A 14,490-nucleotide genomic window follows, 5' to 3' on the forward strand; every position below is an offset into this window, starting at 1 on the left:
GGACGGACGAGCGGGGAACGCGTGATCGAGATCCTGGACCGCACCCAGCTGCCCCGGGCGAGGGCGGCGGGTGCCCTGGTCGCCGGCATCCTGCAGGCGGCGAGGAGCCGCTGCGAGGTGGGCACGAACCTGCTGGACGTCGACCGCTGGGCCCGGGAGATGGTCACCGAGGCCGGCGCGCGGTCCTGCTATGTCGACTACGCGCCGTCCTTCGGGCGCGGGCCGTTCGGCCACCACATCTGCACGTCGGTCAACGACGCGGTGCTGCACGGCCTGCCGCACGACCGCGCCCTCGCCGACGGCGACCTGCTGACGCTCGACCTCGCCGTCTCCCTGGGCGGGGTCGTCGCCGACTCCGCCATCAGCTTCGTCGTGGGCGACACCGAGCCGCCCGGCAGCGTCGCGCTCATCGATGTGACCGAGCGCGCGCTGGCCGCCGGGATCGCGGCGGCCGGGCCGGGGGCCCGCATCGGGGACATCTCCCACGCCATCGGCTCGGTGCTCGGCGGGGCCGGGTACCCGATCAACACCGAGTTCGGCGGGCACGGCGTCGGGTCGACGATGCACCAGGACCCGCACGTCCCGAACTCGGGGCGGCCCGGTCGCGGGTACCGGCTTCGCCCCGGGCTGCTGCTGGCCCTGGAGCCGTGGGTCATGGCCGACACCGCCGAGCTCGTCACCGATGCCGACGGCTGGACGCTGCGCAGCGCGACGGGCTGCCGGACGGCGCACAGCGAGCACACGATCGCCATCACCGACGACGGGGCCGAGGTCCTCACCCTGCCGGACGGCGCCTGACCCGGGACCTCGACGGCGCCTGACCGGGAGCGCGACGGCGCCGCGCGGGGCAGGACGGCGTGCGCCCGGTGGTGCGGCGCGGCCGTCGGGGTGCCGATGGAGGACGGGGCCCGCCACGGGCCCGTGCCGACCGGCGCCGGCGGTGCCGCGGGACACGCCGGTCGCCGGGCCCGCCCCGGTGTCACCGGCGCGACGGTCACCGGCTCCCACGCTCGGGAACGGGGCGCAAGTCGACATGGAACCGCAGGTGGGAGGGGGTCACCGGCCCACCCGGGGCCGCCGCGCAACGGTTCGGGAACGGGCCCGTCGAGGACGTGTCCGAGCGGGTCCCCGGCACCGGTCCGGCCCCTAACTTCGAGCCCGTCCGCGGCCCTTCCCCGGCCGCGACGGACCGTCGAGGAGTTCCTGAGGTGACCGCACTTCCCGCACCACCCGCACCACCCGGCCGCTTTCTCGTCCCCGCCCTGCGCGTGGAGGAGGTGGGGCTGGCCGCGCTGCTCGACCTCTGCGACCAGGACGACGCCGTCCCGTCGGGCCGGCCGCACCCGCCCCTGCGCGCGGTGCTGGCCCGCGTCCCCGGCGAGGTCGCCCGGCTGCGCCTGCTGGTGCGCGGCTGGACGCGCCGCGCCGCGGCCTGGGGAGCAGGTCCGGGGGGTGCCTGGCGTGCATGGTGACCTGATCTGGCTGGCGGTGGCGGTGCTGGGGTTCCTCGCGCTCGGCGCGGTGGTCGTGGCGCTGGGCACCAGCTCGACGGCGCGGTACGAGTTCGAGCGCAATCGGGCGCAGGAGCGGCGGCAGCAGGCCGCGCCGGTCACCGCCGCCGCGGCGCCCCGGGGCGCCGCCGCCCAGGCCGCACCGGCGGTCGACGGCGCTCGCCCGGCGCAGCCCGCCCAGGCGCAGGCCGCCCGGGCGCAGGCCGCCCCGGTGCGGGTGGCCACGCACCCGGCCGGCGAGCGGAGCCGCCGGACCGCGCCGGCGTGGTGGCTGGTCGACCAGGCCGCCGACCTGCCCGGCGGGGAGGTCGTCGCCGGCCCGTTCGGCGACCGGCTCGACGCGGACTGGGTCGCGCTGTCCCAGCAGCTCGCCGACTCGGTGCGGGCCGACCACGGCGTCCTCCGCGAGGACGGCGGCCTGGACCGGCGCTCCCAGCCCCACGACCGGGCCTGGACGCAGGAGCTCGGCACGCACCTCGTGCGCCTGGGCGAGGAGTGGGACGACCTGGTCACCGACGACGACGCGCTCGGCACCCTGGTGGTCGACGTGGCCGCGGCCCTCGTCGAGGCCGGCCTCCCGGTGCACGACTGCGCCGGCGCCGGCTCCGAGGGCGGGGTCTGCCTGACCCCCCAGGCCGATCGCGGGGGAGTGCTCGTCAGCTGGCACCGGCACGAGCGGATGAGCGTGCACCGGGCCCGCGGCGAGGCCCTGGACGCGGCAGTGCAGCGGACGATGAACGCGGCCCTCACCGAGGTCCTGGTGCAGATGGGCTGCACCGTGCAGCCCTACGGCCCGGCGGGCTGCTCCCTCGTCACCGCCGCCCGACCCTGACCCGCCCCGCGGCGGCCCCGGCCGGCCGGGGACCGCGGTGGCTAGGGCCGGCCGGGGCCGTCGAGGAACCGCTCCACCACCGGCGCCAGGTGCTCGGCCTCGGTGACGAGGGCGAGGTGCCCGCCGGCGTAGAGGTGCAGCCGGGCGTCGGGGATCAGCCGGGCCATGAGCCGCGCGTTGACCGCCGGGATGATCGGGTCGTCGTCGCCGGCCAGCACCAGCGTGGGCTGCCGCAGCAGCCGCAGGAACGGCAGGCTGCTCCACCCGGCGCTCGCAGCCAGCTGGTAGTAGTACCCGCGCTGGGGCCCGAGCCGGGTGGCGGAGTGCAGCACGCGGGCCGCCCGCGCCGGGTCGCTGCGCACCGTGCCCCCGTAGATGGTCCCGGCCACGGCCCGGGCGTACGCGGGGTCGCGGTGGCGCCGCGGGGTGAGCATGTGGCTCAGGACCCGGGGCGAGGCCGGGACCATGAGGCTGCCCGTCCCCGTGGCGGCCAGCACCAGGCGCCGCACCCGTCGCCGGTGCTGGACGGCGAGGTGCTGGGCCAGCCCGCCGCCCCAGGACAGCCCGAGGACGTCGACCGGACCGGGGTGGCCGAGCCGGTTGAGCAGCCCGGAGACCACCGGGCTCAGCGTGGCCAGCGTGTAGGGGACCACCGGTGGCGGGGAGCCGCCCACGCCGGGGACGTCGAAGCGGACGACGGTGCGCCCCGGCGACAGCGCGTCGACGAAGGGCTGCAGCACCTCCAGGCTCGCGCCGATGCCGTTGCACAGCAGCAGCGGCGGGGCCGACCCGTCACCCGGCCGCAGCGCCACGCGCAGCGTGCGACCGCCGACGGTGAGGGTGCGGACGGTCTCGGTGGCACCCGTCCCGTGCGGTGCGCCGGCCCACGGCTCCCCCGTCCCCTGCGGTTCACCTGTCGAAGACATACGTCCCCGGTGCGTCGCCCAGCGGCGGGAGGTCGGCGGTGCCCAGCTCCTCCGGGGCGGGCACCTCGTCACCGGACCGCTCGGCCAGCCAGGCGGTGAAGTCCGGCCACCACGAGCCGGTGACCTTCTCGGCGGCGGCCAGCCAGGCCTCGGGGTCGGCCGGCGTCTCCGGCGCCACCTGGAAGGTCGACCTCGGGTTGCCGGGCGGGTTGACCAGCGAGGCGATGTGCCCGTTGGTGGAGAGGACGAACCGGCTGCGCCCGCCCAGCAGCTGGGTGCTGCGGTAGCAGGACTGCCACGGGCACAGGTGGTCGGCGATGCCCGCGGTGACGTAGGTGTCGACGTCGACCTTCGACAGGTCCACCGGCGACCCGAGCATCGTCGCCCGCCCCGGCTCGGTGAGGGAGTTGCCCAGCGCCAGCTCGATGAAGTCGCGGTGCAGCGCCGCCGACATCCGCGTGGTGTCGGCGTTCCAGTAGAGGATGTCGAAGGCGGCCGGGGGCTTGCCCTGCAGGTAGTTGTTGACCCAGTAGTTCCACACCAGGTCGTTGGGGCGCAGCCAGGCGAAGACCTCGGCGAGCATCGCGCCGTCCAGGTAGCCCTTGCGCCGCGACTTCTCGACGGCGTCCTGGACCGCCTCCGGGTCCATCAGCGCGCCGATCGTGCCGGCCCGCTCCCAGTCGAGCACGGTGACGGCGAGGCTGGCCGCGGCGACCCGGTCCTGCCGGCCGGTCGCGGCCAGGTGGGCCAGCACCATCGCGGCGATGATCCCGCCGGAGCAGAACCCCTGGAGCGCCACCTGCCCGCTGCCGGTGACGGCGGTCGCGGCGTCCATCGCGTCGAGGACGGCCTGGCCGTAGGCGTCCAGCCCCCAGTCGGCGTGCCGGGCGTCGGGGTTGCGCCACGACATCATGAAGACCTGGTGCCCGGCGCCGACGTAGTGCTCCACGATGCTGCGGCCCGGCGCGAGGTCGGTGATGTAGTACTTGTTGATCGTCGGCGGGACGATCACCAGCGGCACCTGGCGCACCCGCTCGGTGGTGGGCCGGTACTGGATCAGCTCGAAGACCGGCGTCCGCAGCACGACGGCCCCCGGCGTCACCGCGAGGTCCTCGCCGACGGTGAAGGCGTCCGGCTCCACCATGGAGGGCACCCGCGGCGGGGAGGCGAGGTCGGAGACCAGCCGCCGCACGCCGGAGACGGCGTTGCGCCCGCCGGTGTCGATGACGGCCTTCCACAGCAGCGGGTTCAGCGGCGTGTTGCTCGGCGCCAGGGCGTCGACGAGGTTGGTCAGGCTGAAGCGGATCCGCTCGTCGTCCTGCCAGTCGAGGTCGGCGGCGTCGACCAGGCCGACGGCGGTGCGGGCGCCGGCGATGTGGGCCTGCATCGCCCGGCGCATGAGCGGGTTGCCCGTCCACGCCGGGTCGGCGAAGCGCCGGTCCTTCGGGTGCGGCGCGATGTCGGAGCGGCCGAGCGTGATCCGCCCGAGCTCGCCCACCAGGCCGGCGGTCCTCCGGGCCACCTCCTCGGGCCGGCCGGCCAGCGCCCGCGCGAGGCGCAGCGCGGTCCCGGCCGGGGGGACCAGCCGGCGCAGCGGCCCGCGGGCGCCGTCGACCAGCAGCATGTCCAGGCCCATCACGGCCTCGCCGGCCTCGGGCGTGGGCCCGTCGGTGGTCTGCCGCTTGCGGGTGGGTGCCGCGGCGGTGTCGGCCATGCCGGCCTCCTCGGTGCTCGGGCCTCTCGGGGTGACCGCCGCCACTCAACCACGGTGCCGGGGGCCTCGCCCGCTCAGACCGGGCCCGCTCAGACCGACTCGGGCACCAGCGGCGTGCGCGGCGCGGTGTTCGGCGGCCGCCGCCACGACCGGTTCGCGCGCCAGAACACGTAGGTGCCCAGCCCCAGCGGGATCGGGAGCACGTAGGTCAGCGCGCGGAAGAGGAGGACGGCGGCCGCGACCAGCGCGCGGTCCCCGCCGGCGGCGGCCAGGCCGGCGATGAGGGCGACCTCCACCACGCCGAGCCCCCCGGGCGTGAACGGGACGGCGGTGAGCAGCCGGGCGAAGGCGAACACCGCCAGCGCCTCCAGCACGCCGACCTGCGCGGCGTCGACGCCGACCACGCGCAGCGCCGTCAGCAGCACCAGGAAGAGGGAGAGGTGGCTGACCAGGGTGGCGGCGGTGATCACGTGCCACCGGGCGTGCAGCAGCAGCGCCGTCCGCTCGCGGAAGCGCGTCGTGGCCCGGTCCCACCCCTCGACGGGAGGACGGCCCAGCGGCCGCAGCACCGCGGAGACCACCCGGGCGGCGCCCCGGCCGATGCGAGCGGCGGCGACGGGGCTGTGCAGCAGCAGCCCCAGCAGGACGACGACGGCGACCAGGCCGGCCAGCCCGGCCGCGCCGGCCGCCACCCGGCCCGGGCTCGGGTCGGACCGGAGGGCCAGGAGGCTCAGCGCCAGCACCGGGAGCGCCAGCTTGGCGAAGTTGTTCCACAGCCCGGCGACGAGCAGGGACACCGACGTCCGCCCGCGGGAGAACCCCCAGGAGAAGTTCATCCCGTACGTCAGCCCCAGGGCGATCGCCGCACCACCGACCACGGTGTTGGAGACGGCCGTGGTCGTGAGCGTCGAGACGGTGGCCTGCCGCAGGGTCAGGCCGGGCATGGTCGCGACCACCACGAACTGGTAGGTGAGCAGGTTCCACGCGGTGACAGCGGCGAGCAGCCCGGCCTCGGCCCAGGTCAGGGCGCGCAACGAGTCCCACACCGCCGAGAGGCTGGTGAACTGCGGCAGGAACCAGAACAGCACCGCCGCGGCCAGCGCCAGGGACAGCACCGGCGTGAGGGCGCGCCGCCAGCGCGCCCGCGGCGGCCGGGGAGGGGCGACGGGCGGGTCGGCGGCCGTCACGGCGTGCCCCCGGCGTCCGCGGGCGGGTCGAGCTCCAGCCGGTCGCCGCTGGCCTGGCGCACCTGCTCGGCCAGGTCGGCCCGCCGCAGGGCCCCGATCGCCTGGGTGGCCAGCGCGAGGGGCTCCCCCCGGCTGTCCCCGGCGAGCCGGAAGACGACGGTGATGCAGCCGCCACCGAAGCTGTAGTACCGGCGGCCGTGGTACTGCGGGCTGACCTGGGCGACCTGCTCGAAGCGGCGCATCCCCGGGCGGTCGCTGCGGATCTCGGTGGCCTCCTCGGTGTCGCAGCGGCCGGTGAGCCGGACCTCGATGGCGTGGATGCCGTCGCGGTCGGAGTCCAGCCAGAACCGGCCCGAGCCGGAGCGCACGTCCAGGCCGGCCACGTGCCAGCCCAGGGGCAGGCCCTCCACGCAGGGCACCCAGGACGCCGTCGGCACCGCCTGCGCCATGAGGACCACCCCGCTGGCCGCGGCTCCCCGGTCACCGATCGCGCACGCCGGGACCTGGCCCGCGGGGACGCCCGGGGCGACGCACCCGGCGAGGAGCAGGGCGAGCACCGCGGGCGCCGCGGCCCGCCGGGTTCCCCGGGCCGCGCTCACAGCGGGGAGCCCAGGATGTCCACGCCGACGAGCAGGGCCAGGGCCACGCCGAGCAGCGCGGCGAGGGAGAGCCCGGCCCGCCGCCAGCTCCACCGCTGGATGCGCACCGGCGGCAGGCGGTAGGGCAGCAGGCGCAGGAACTCGGCGTGCAGGTCCCGGCCCTGCGCGCGCACCATGCGGCGCAGCTGGGTGGGCATCGTGAGCCCCCGGGTGGCCGCGAAGGCCTCGGCGATCTCCTCGTCGGAAAACACCCGCCGGGCGCGGGCGAGGACGCGGGCGGGGTCGGTCCGCAGGGCGAGGGTCAGCATCATGTTGGCCAGGTCGACCGCCTGGCGCCACGGGCTGGGCCGGACCTCGGCGAACGCCGAGTCGATCAGGTACAGCGTCCCGTCCCGCACCAGCACGTTGGCCGGTTTGAGGTCCCGGTGCGCCACGCCGAGGTCCCACATCCGCCGCACCACGGCCAGGCCCTGGTCGACGACCCCGTCGTCGACGGCGACGGCGGGGTCGCCGATCTCCCGCGCCCCGGCGAGGAACTCGGTGACCAGCAGGTACTCCCGCTCGGGGGTGATCTCCACGATCCCCATCGGCTGCGGCACCGGCAGCCCGGCGTCGGACAGCAGGCGCAGCACGTAGTCCTCGTACTGCACCAGCCGGCGCACGCTGTGGAAGGGCTTCTCGTCCTCGAGCCGGCCGTAGAGCAGGGTGCGGCCGAGCTTGAACCAGCGGTCGGAGCGCAGGTGCGTGGCGGCGTAGAGCTTGGCGAAGACGTGGCTCTCCTCCTCCGACCCCGCCGGGTCGGCCTTGACGGTGACCCGCAGCGGGGTCGAGCCGCCGGACCCGGCCAGGTTGAAGGGGGCGCAGGCGGTGGCGAGCAGGCCGAGCTGGTCCTGCAGGGCGCGCACGATCGCGTCGCCGCGGGCGCCGCTCACGTCCAGGTGCGCCGGCCGTCCGCGGCGGTAGCGCACCGGGTGCACGTCGTTGGGCGTCAGGAGCCGGAAGGCGGCCAGCGGGACCGCCACGCCCAGGACCACCGCCGCCAGGACGTCGCTCGGGTGGTCCTGGGCCAGGTACAGCCGCGAGGCCACGGTGACCGCCAGCAGGGCCACCACGACCCACTTCGCGACCGTCCGCGCCCGGCCCGCCGGGACCAGCGCGTACACCGTGCTCACCAGGAACGCGGCCAGCACGGTGACCGGCAGGGACGGCATCGAGTAGCCCGACCACTCCCCGAGCAGCGCCACCTCGACGGGCCGTGGCCGCTGCAGCAGGACGGTCATCAGCGCGACGGTGTTGGGCACCACCAGGCCGATGCCGACCCAGACGAACAGGTGGTGCCAGCGCCGGAACACGAGGAGGACGACCAGGTTGACCAGCCACACGGCGTGCACCGCGGGGGAGGTGGCCAGCAGCCCGGCGACCTCGGCGACGTCGGTCAGGGCGGGGGACCGCAACCGTGCGATCGCCTGCAGCACCCGCGTGTCGACCAGGTCGACCAGCGGGACGGCGCCGGTGGCGAGCACGGCGGTCCAGGCCAGCGCCACGCCGACGGACAGCCCCAGCCACCACCGGCCCGACGCGTTGAGGCTCCGCGGCAGCGGCGGGGGCTCCCCGGAGGGCCGCCGCCGGCGGTGCACGCGCTGGATCGCCGGCGGCTCGGGACGCCGGGCGGGACCCGCCTCGGGGGCAGCACGCGGCAGCGGCGCCATGTCGGACGATGGTCCACCCCTTCTCGTCGTCCGGTCCATCGGAATGCGCGCCGTCCGGGACTAACGTCTGTCTGCACCCGCCGGGAGGAGTCCTGCGATGCGGCGTCCCGGGGCGGTGACCGCCGTCCTCCTGCTGCTGACCGCCCTGCTCTCCGGCTGCGCGAGCGCGGCCCCGGAGCAGCGGCGAGCGGTGCCGGACGCCGTCCGCGTGGCCTCCTACGACTTCGCCGAGAACCAGGTCCTCGCCGAGGTCTACGCCGAGGCGGTCCGGCGGGCCGGGGTGCCGGTGGTGGTCCAGCACGGCATCGGCACCCGCGAGGTGGTGCTGCCCGCGCTCGAGCAGGGGGTGGTGGACCTCGTCGTCGACTACCTCGGCACCGCCCTGGAGTTCGCCGAGCCGGGGCAGCCGGTCGGGCGGCGCACGCCCGCGGACCTGCACGCGGCGCTCACCCGGGCGATGGCCGAGCGCGGGGCGACCGTGCTGGCGCCCGCGCCGGCGGAGGACCAGAACGGCTTCGCCGTCCGCGCCGCCTTCTCGGAGCAGACCGGGGTGCGCCGGCTGTCCGACCTCGCGGTGGTGGCGCCGGGACTGGTCTTCGGCGGCCCCCCGGAGTGCCCGGAGCGGCGGTACTGCCTGCCCGGCCTGCAGGAGGTCTACGGCCTGGAGTTCGCCGAGGTGCTCGCCGTGCCCACGCGCGCGGCCACGGTCGAGGCGCTGCTGTCCGAGGAGATCGACGTGGGCCTGCTGGAGACGACCGACGGGCGGCTGGCCGACGCCCCGCTGGTGCTGCTCGACGACGACCGCGGGCTGCAGCCGCCCGAGAACGTCGTCCCCCTCCTGCGGACGGAGGCGCTGGAGCGCGGCGGCGAGGAGCTGCGGACGGCGCTGGACGCCGTGAGCGCCCGGCTGTCGAGCGCCGACTTGGTGCGCCTCAACCGGCTCGTCCTCGACGGGCGGACCCCCGCCGAGGCGGCCGCGCTGTGGTGGGAGGGCCGCTGAGCGCGGGCGCCGAGGAGGGGTCCCGCCACCCGAGGCCCCCTGAAGGGGGTCCTCCTACGCGGTGTTGCGGTCCTTGGGCTCGGCGCGCGCGTCGAGCTGGATCTCCTTGTCCGCGTGCGGGACGCCCTCCTTCATCTCCTTGCCGCGCTCGATCTCCGCGTCGAGCTCGATGCCGAACAGCAGGGCGATGTTGGTCAGCCAGAACCAGATGAGGAAGACGATCACGCCGGCGAGGGCGCCGTAGGTCGCGTTGTAGTTGCTGAAGTTCGCGACGTAGAAGGCGAACAGCGCCGAGGCGACGGCCCACACGAGCAGCGCCACGGCGGCACCGGGGCTCACGAACGTGAACCCGCGCAGCCTGGCGTTCGGCGTCGAGTAGTAGAGGACGGCGACCATCAGCGCGGCGATCACGACGATCACCGGCCACTTGACCCAGCTCCACACGGTCAGCGCCGTGCTGCCCAGCCCGATCGCCGAACCGACGGCCTCCACGACCGGGCCGCTCAGGACCAGCATCGCGACGATGACCGCGGCGAACAGGACGCCGATCAGCGTGATCAGCAGCTGCAGCGGCTTGAGCTTCCAGATCTTGCGGCCCTCGGGCTTCTCGTAGACCACGTTGGCCGCACGCGTGAACGCGCCGACGTAGCCCGAGGCCGACCAGATGGCAGCGGCGAGACCGAGGACCAGACCGAAGCCCGCCGTCCCGGTGTTGCCCGCGATCTGCTGGATCACCGGCTCCAGCGTGCTGGCGGCCTGCTGGGGGATGACGGCGGTCAGCGCGTCGGTCAGCTGCTGCGGGTTGGTGAGCAGCCCGACGATCGACATCAGCGCGATGAGCGCCGGGAACAGCGCCAGCGTGCCGTAGTAGGTCAGCGAGGCCGCCCAGTCGAGGAGGTTGTCCTCGCTGAACTCCTTGACCGTCCGCTTCAGCGTGCCGCCGGTCGTGGGCTTCGTGTCGGTGCCGGTCGGGCGGGTGTCGGTGCGGGTGGCGCTGATGTTGTCGTCGTGGGGGGCCGGGTCGCCGGCCGTGTTGCCGGAGAACCGGGTGTCCCGGGACTCGGGCGAGGTGGCCTCGGTCGAGGCGCTGCGGGAGCCGCTGGGGCGGGCCATCGATCGTCCTCCGCGGGATGGGGTGTGCGCACGTCGTGCACCCGGTGCCCCGGACGGTCGCGTTCCATTCACGCGGCGGCGTGTCGCCGGCCCCGCTGCCCGGGTCAGCGCACCCCGCTGACCGGGGACCACTCCCCGGCCGCGGCCGTCGCCCCGGTCTCCGGCGTGCCCAGGTCCCGTCGCCGGGAGCCGCGCAGCCCGAGCACGGCCACCAGGACGACGACGGCGGCCGCGCCCACCCCGACGAGCGCGACGGCGGTCGTGGCCTCCGGCGCGGTCCGTCCGGTGAGGGCGTCGGTGCCCGCGGCGAGCAGTGCGACGGTGACCGCGCTGCCGAGCGCCTGGCCGACCGAGCGGGCGATGGAGTTGACCGCGTTGGCCACGCCGGTCTCCTCGGGCCGGACGGCGGCGACCACCAGCGCGGGCAGCGCCGCGTAGGCGACCGTGGCCCACAGCTGGGTGAGCAGCCCGGCGGTCACCACCTGCCACGGCTCGGCGCGGGCCAGGGCGAACAGGCCGAAGCCGGCGATCCCCGACACCGCGCCGCTGAGCAGCGTGGGCAGCGCCCCCACCCGGGCGACGACCCGGCCCGCCACCGGCGCCAGCAGCACCCCGGCCACCCCGCCGGGGAGCAGGTAGAGGACGGCCGCCTCCACCACCGAGGCCCCGAAGCCGTCGGGCGGCGGGCTCTGCACGAACGCGAGCAGGCCGAGGAACGAGGCGAACAGCCCGACGCCGGTCATCAGCCCGGCCACGGTCGGCACGAGGGTCCGCGGGTCGGCCAGCAGGGCCGGGCGCACCAGCGGCTCGGCGCGCCGCCGCTGCAGGACCACCCAGCCGGCGAGCACGAGCACCGCGCCGGCGAGGCAGCCCAGGGTGGCCGGGCTCGTCCACCCCCAGCCGTTGCCCTGCGAGACCGGCAGCAGCAGGAGCACCAGGCCGGCCCCCAGCACCAGCGCGCCCCACCAGTCGACCCGCCCGCCCCCGGTCGGCGGCCGGCGCGGGAGGACGGCGGCGGTGAGCGCCAGGGCGGCCAGCGACACCGCCGCCCCGAGCCAGAACGGCCCGTGGTAGTCCCCGCCGTCCCGGGTCAGCAGCGCCGCGGCGACCAGGCCGACCACGCCGCCGACGGCGAGCGTGCTGCTCACGACCGACATCGCGACGGTGAGCCGGCCGGGGGTCAGCTCCCGGCGGAGCACGCTGATCGACAGCGGGAACAGCCCGTAGGAGACCCCCTGCAGGACGCGGGCGACGATCAGCGCCGGCAGGGACGACGTCACCAGGGCCAGCAGCGTGCCGGCGCACGTCGTGGCGAGGATGCCGAGCAGCACCGGCCGCTCGCCGAGCGCGTCCCCGAGCCGGCCGAGCACCGGGGTGGAGACCGCCGCGGCCAGCAGGTTGGCGGTGAGCACCCACCCGGCCGCGGTGGGGGAGACCCCGAGCTGGTCGGCGATGGTGGGCAGCACCGGGACGACGATGCTCTGCAGCAGGGACAGCGCCGTCGTGCCGAGGGCGAGGGTGGCGACCAGCAGGACCGGGCGCACCGGCCGCTCGCGGGCGGTGTCAGCTCGGGGCACGTCGCGATCAGATCACGGGCCCGCTGCCCCGACGCGCACGGTCACGGGTCATCCGTGCTGGTGAGGTGCGCCACACGCGCTCAGGTGAACAGCCGGATCCGACGATTGAGACGGCGCGCGGGTGGGGATGGAGCGCCCGGACGACGTGCCGCGCCCGGCGTGGCACCAGCCCGAGCACACGAGACGGGGATGGACGAATGGTGTTGTGGCCTGCACTGACCCTCATCGGCTTCCTGGCGCTGACCGCGCTGGTGATCCTCATGGGGACGCAGAGCACCGCACGGTACGAGCAGGAGCAGCGCGCCGCCGCGCGCCGGACGGCGACGCCGGCACCGGCGCCGGTCGCCGCCGAACCGGTGCCGGCGGCCCGCGCCGCCTGACCTGCCGGCCTGCGCGCCCCGCCGCTCCCCGAGGGAGCGGCGGGGCGCCGCTGCGTCCGGGCCCGTGCGCCCGCCGCGGCCGCCCCCGGGGGACGTCCGCTCAGAGGTGGGCGTCGGGGGTGTCGAGCACCGTGCGGTCCAGCGACTCCAGCAGGTCCAGCCAGGTGTGCACCTTGGGCAGCTCCCAGCGCTGGAAGTACCGCGCCGCGGCACGCTTGCCCTCGTGGAAGTCGCTGGTCTCCTCCCGGGTCGCCAGCGCCTGCTCCAGCCACAGCCAGGCCACCACGGTGTGCCCCGCCGCGTCGAGGTAGGCCGACGCGTTGGCCAGGGCCAGCGCCGGGTCCCCGGTGCCCCACAGCGTGCCGGTCACCGACACCAGCCGGGTGACCGCGGCGCCGACGTCGGCGGCGAGGTCGGCGAACGGCGTCCCGGCGGCGCGGGCCGTCGTCGCCCCGACGGTCTCGGCCAGCAGCCGCAGCCCGGCACCGCCGTGCACCGTGACCTTCCGGCCGAGCAGGTCGAGGGCCTGGATGCCGTTGGTGCCCTCGTGGATCGGGTTGAGCCGGTTGTCCCGGTAGAACTGCTCGACCGGGTAGTCGCGGGTGTACCCGTAGCCGCCGTGCACCTGGATGGCCAGGTCGTCGGCCACCGGGCCCCACTGCGAGGGCCACGCCTTGGCGATCGGGGTGAGCGTGTCGAGCAGCAGGTGGGCGCGGGCGCGCTCCTCCTCGGTCTCCGCCGTGCGCTCCTCGTCGACCAGGCGCGCGCAGTACAGGCCCAGCGCCAGCCCGCCCTGGGCGTAGCTCTTGGCCGCCAGCAGCATCCGGCGGACGTCCGGGTGGTCGACCAGCCGCACCATCGGCGACGACGGGTCCTTGCTGCTGGCGGCGCGGCCCTGGGTGCGGGTGCGGGCGTACTCCAGCGCGTGCAGGTAGCCGGTGTAGCCGAGCACGGTCGCGCCCATCCCGACGCCGATCCGGGCCTCGTTCATCATGTGGAACATGTAGGAGAGGCCCTGGTGCGGCTCCCCGACCAGGTACCCCACCGCGCCGGCCCGGCCGCCGGGGGTGTGCACGCCCTCGCCGAAGTTGAGCAGCGTGTTCGTCGTCCCGCGGTAGCCCATCTTGTGGTTCAGGCCGGCCAGGACGACGTCGTTGCGCTCGCCGACCGACCCGTCCCCGGCGAGCAGGCGCTTGGGGACGATGAACAGCGAGATGCCCTTCACCCCGGGCGGCCCGCCGGGGATCTTGGCCAGCACCAGGTGGACGATGTTCTCGGTCAGCTCGTGGTCGCCGGCCGAGATCCACATCTTGTTGCCGGTGAGCCGGTAGGTGCCGTCGTCCTGGGGCTCGGCGCGGGTGGTGATGTCGGCCAGCGACGACCCGGCCTGCGGCTCGGACAGCGCCATCGTGCCGAACCAGCGGCCCTCGAGCATCGGCCGGACCCAGGTGTCCTTCTGCTCCTGGGAGCCGTGCGCGAGCAGCAGCCGGGCGTTGCCCATGGTCAGGAACGGGTAGCTCGACGTCCCGACGTTGGCCGCCTTGAACCAGGCGAAGGCCGCCTGCCCGACGGTCTGCGGCAGCTGCATGCCGCCGTACTCCTCGTCGAAGGTGCCGGCCATGATCCCGGACTCCCGGAAGACGGCGAGGGCCTCCCCGACCTCGGGGATCATCTCCACCCGGCCGTCGACGAAGCGGGGCTCGTGCTCGTCGGACGTCCGGTTGTGCGGCGCGAAGTGCTCGGTGGCGATCTGCTCGGCGAGCTCCATCACCGCGTCGAAGGTCTCCCGCGAGTGCTCGGCGAAGCGGGGGCGCTTGACCAGGCTCTCGACGTCGAGCCACTCGTGGAGGAGGAACTCGAGATCCCGGCGGGACAGGACGAGCGACGCGGGCATCGGTGCCTCCATCGGTGTCGGAACTGCTTCAGGGCGGTCGGTTGGCCC

Annotated in this window: 13 protein-coding genes; 5 read left to right on the plus strand and 8 right to left on the minus strand. The window is 75.7% G+C overall.

What is annotated here, in order from left to right; genetic code table 11:
- The first annotated feature begins 21 nt into the window (after positions 1 to 21).
- The 3 genes from map (at position 22) to D0Z06_RS00780 (ending at position 2,343) form a co-directional block, all read left to right on the plus strand.
- Complete coding sequence (map, locus tag D0Z06_RS00770; RefSeq protein ID WP_117375475.1) at positions 22 to 798, plus strand: type I methionyl aminopeptidase; 777 nt, start codon at positions 22 to 24, stop codon at positions 796 to 798.
- Between the two features lie 410 nt (positions 799 to 1,208).
- Complete coding sequence (locus tag D0Z06_RS00775; protein WP_147331963.1) at positions 1,209 to 1,472, plus strand: hypothetical protein; 264 nt, start codon at positions 1,209 to 1,211, stop codon at positions 1,470 to 1,472.
- Positions 1,462 to 2,343, plus strand: a complete 882-nt coding sequence (locus D0Z06_RS00780) for a hypothetical protein (protein WP_233517368.1) — start codon at positions 1,462 to 1,464, stop codon at positions 2,341 to 2,343. The genes D0Z06_RS00775 and D0Z06_RS00780 overlap by 11 nt, the downstream gene beginning before the upstream one ends.
- Before the next feature lie 41 nt (positions 2,344 to 2,384).
- Here the strand turns inward: D0Z06_RS00780 and phaZ are convergent, their stop codons facing one another.
- The 5 genes from phaZ to D0Z06_RS00805 form a co-directional block, all read right to left on the minus strand.
- Positions 2,385 to 3,269, minus strand: coding sequence for a poly(3-hydroxyalkanoate) depolymerase (phaZ, locus tag D0Z06_RS00785; RefSeq protein ID WP_117375477.1), 885 nt, complete (start codon positions 3,267 to 3,269; stop codon positions 2,385 to 2,387).
- On the minus strand, positions 3,253 to 4,983 hold the full coding sequence (locus tag D0Z06_RS00790) for a PHA/PHB synthase family protein (RefSeq protein ID WP_199522050.1): 1,731 nt from the start codon (positions 4,981 to 4,983) through the stop codon (positions 3,253 to 3,255). The genes phaZ and D0Z06_RS00790 overlap by 17 nt, the downstream gene beginning before the upstream one ends.
- Positions 4,984 to 5,072: 89 nt before the next feature.
- Positions 5,073 to 6,170, minus strand: coding sequence for a lysylphosphatidylglycerol synthase transmembrane domain-containing protein (locus tag D0Z06_RS00795; RefSeq protein WP_117375478.1), 1,098 nt, complete (start codon positions 6,168 to 6,170; stop codon positions 5,073 to 5,075).
- A complete protein-coding gene (locus D0Z06_RS00800) occupies positions 6,167 to 6,769 on the minus strand; it encodes a hypothetical protein (RefSeq protein ID WP_117375479.1) in 603 nt (200 codons plus the stop codon). The genes D0Z06_RS00795 and D0Z06_RS00800 overlap by 4 nt, the downstream gene beginning before the upstream one ends.
- The gene (locus D0Z06_RS00805; protein ID WP_117375480.1) at positions 6,766 to 8,478 is read right to left on the minus strand and encodes a phosphatase PAP2 family protein; all 1,713 of its coding nucleotides are present in this window, start codon (positions 8,476 to 8,478) and stop codon (positions 6,766 to 6,768) included. Before D0Z06_RS00805 ends, D0Z06_RS00800 begins: the two co-directional genes overlap by 4 nt.
- 97 nt (positions 8,479 to 8,575) lie before the next feature.
- On the opposite strand from D0Z06_RS00805, the gene D0Z06_RS00810 reads away from it, so the two are divergent.
- Positions 8,576 to 9,478, plus strand: a complete 903-nt coding sequence (locus D0Z06_RS00810) for an ABC transporter substrate-binding protein (protein WP_117375481.1) — start codon at positions 8,576 to 8,578, stop codon at positions 9,476 to 9,478.
- A 54-nt stretch (positions 9,479 to 9,532) separates the two neighbouring features.
- Here D0Z06_RS00810 and D0Z06_RS00815 read toward each other — a convergent pair whose 3' ends face one another.
- Both D0Z06_RS00815 and D0Z06_RS00820 read right to left on the minus strand, forming a co-directional pair.
- Positions 9,533 to 10,591, minus strand: a complete 1,059-nt coding sequence (locus D0Z06_RS00815; protein ID WP_117375482.1) for a YihY/virulence factor BrkB family protein — start codon at positions 10,589 to 10,591, stop codon at positions 9,533 to 9,535.
- A gap of 104 nt (positions 10,592 to 10,695) precedes the next feature.
- Positions 10,696 to 12,168, minus strand: a complete 1,473-nt coding sequence (locus tag D0Z06_RS00820) for an MFS transporter (protein ID WP_117375483.1) — start codon at positions 12,166 to 12,168, stop codon at positions 10,696 to 10,698.
- Positions 12,169 to 12,365: 197 nt separating this feature from the next.
- Between D0Z06_RS00820 and D0Z06_RS00825 the strand changes: the two genes are divergently transcribed.
- Complete coding sequence (locus tag D0Z06_RS00825; protein WP_117375484.1) at positions 12,366 to 12,548, plus strand: hypothetical protein; 183 nt, start codon at positions 12,366 to 12,368, stop codon at positions 12,546 to 12,548.
- A gap of 100 nt (positions 12,549 to 12,648) precedes the next feature.
- On the opposite strand, the gene D0Z06_RS00830 is transcribed toward D0Z06_RS00825, so the two are convergent.
- Complete coding sequence (locus tag D0Z06_RS00830) at positions 12,649 to 14,442, minus strand: acyl-CoA dehydrogenase (RefSeq protein WP_117375485.1); 1,794 nt, start codon at positions 14,440 to 14,442, stop codon at positions 12,649 to 12,651.
- Between the last annotated feature and the right edge of the window lie 48 nt (positions 14,443 to 14,490).

Origin of the sequence: Geodermatophilus marinus, assembly GCF_003428645.1 — a bacterium.
GTDB lineage: Bacteria > Actinomycetota > Actinomycetes > Mycobacteriales > Geodermatophilaceae > Geodermatophilus.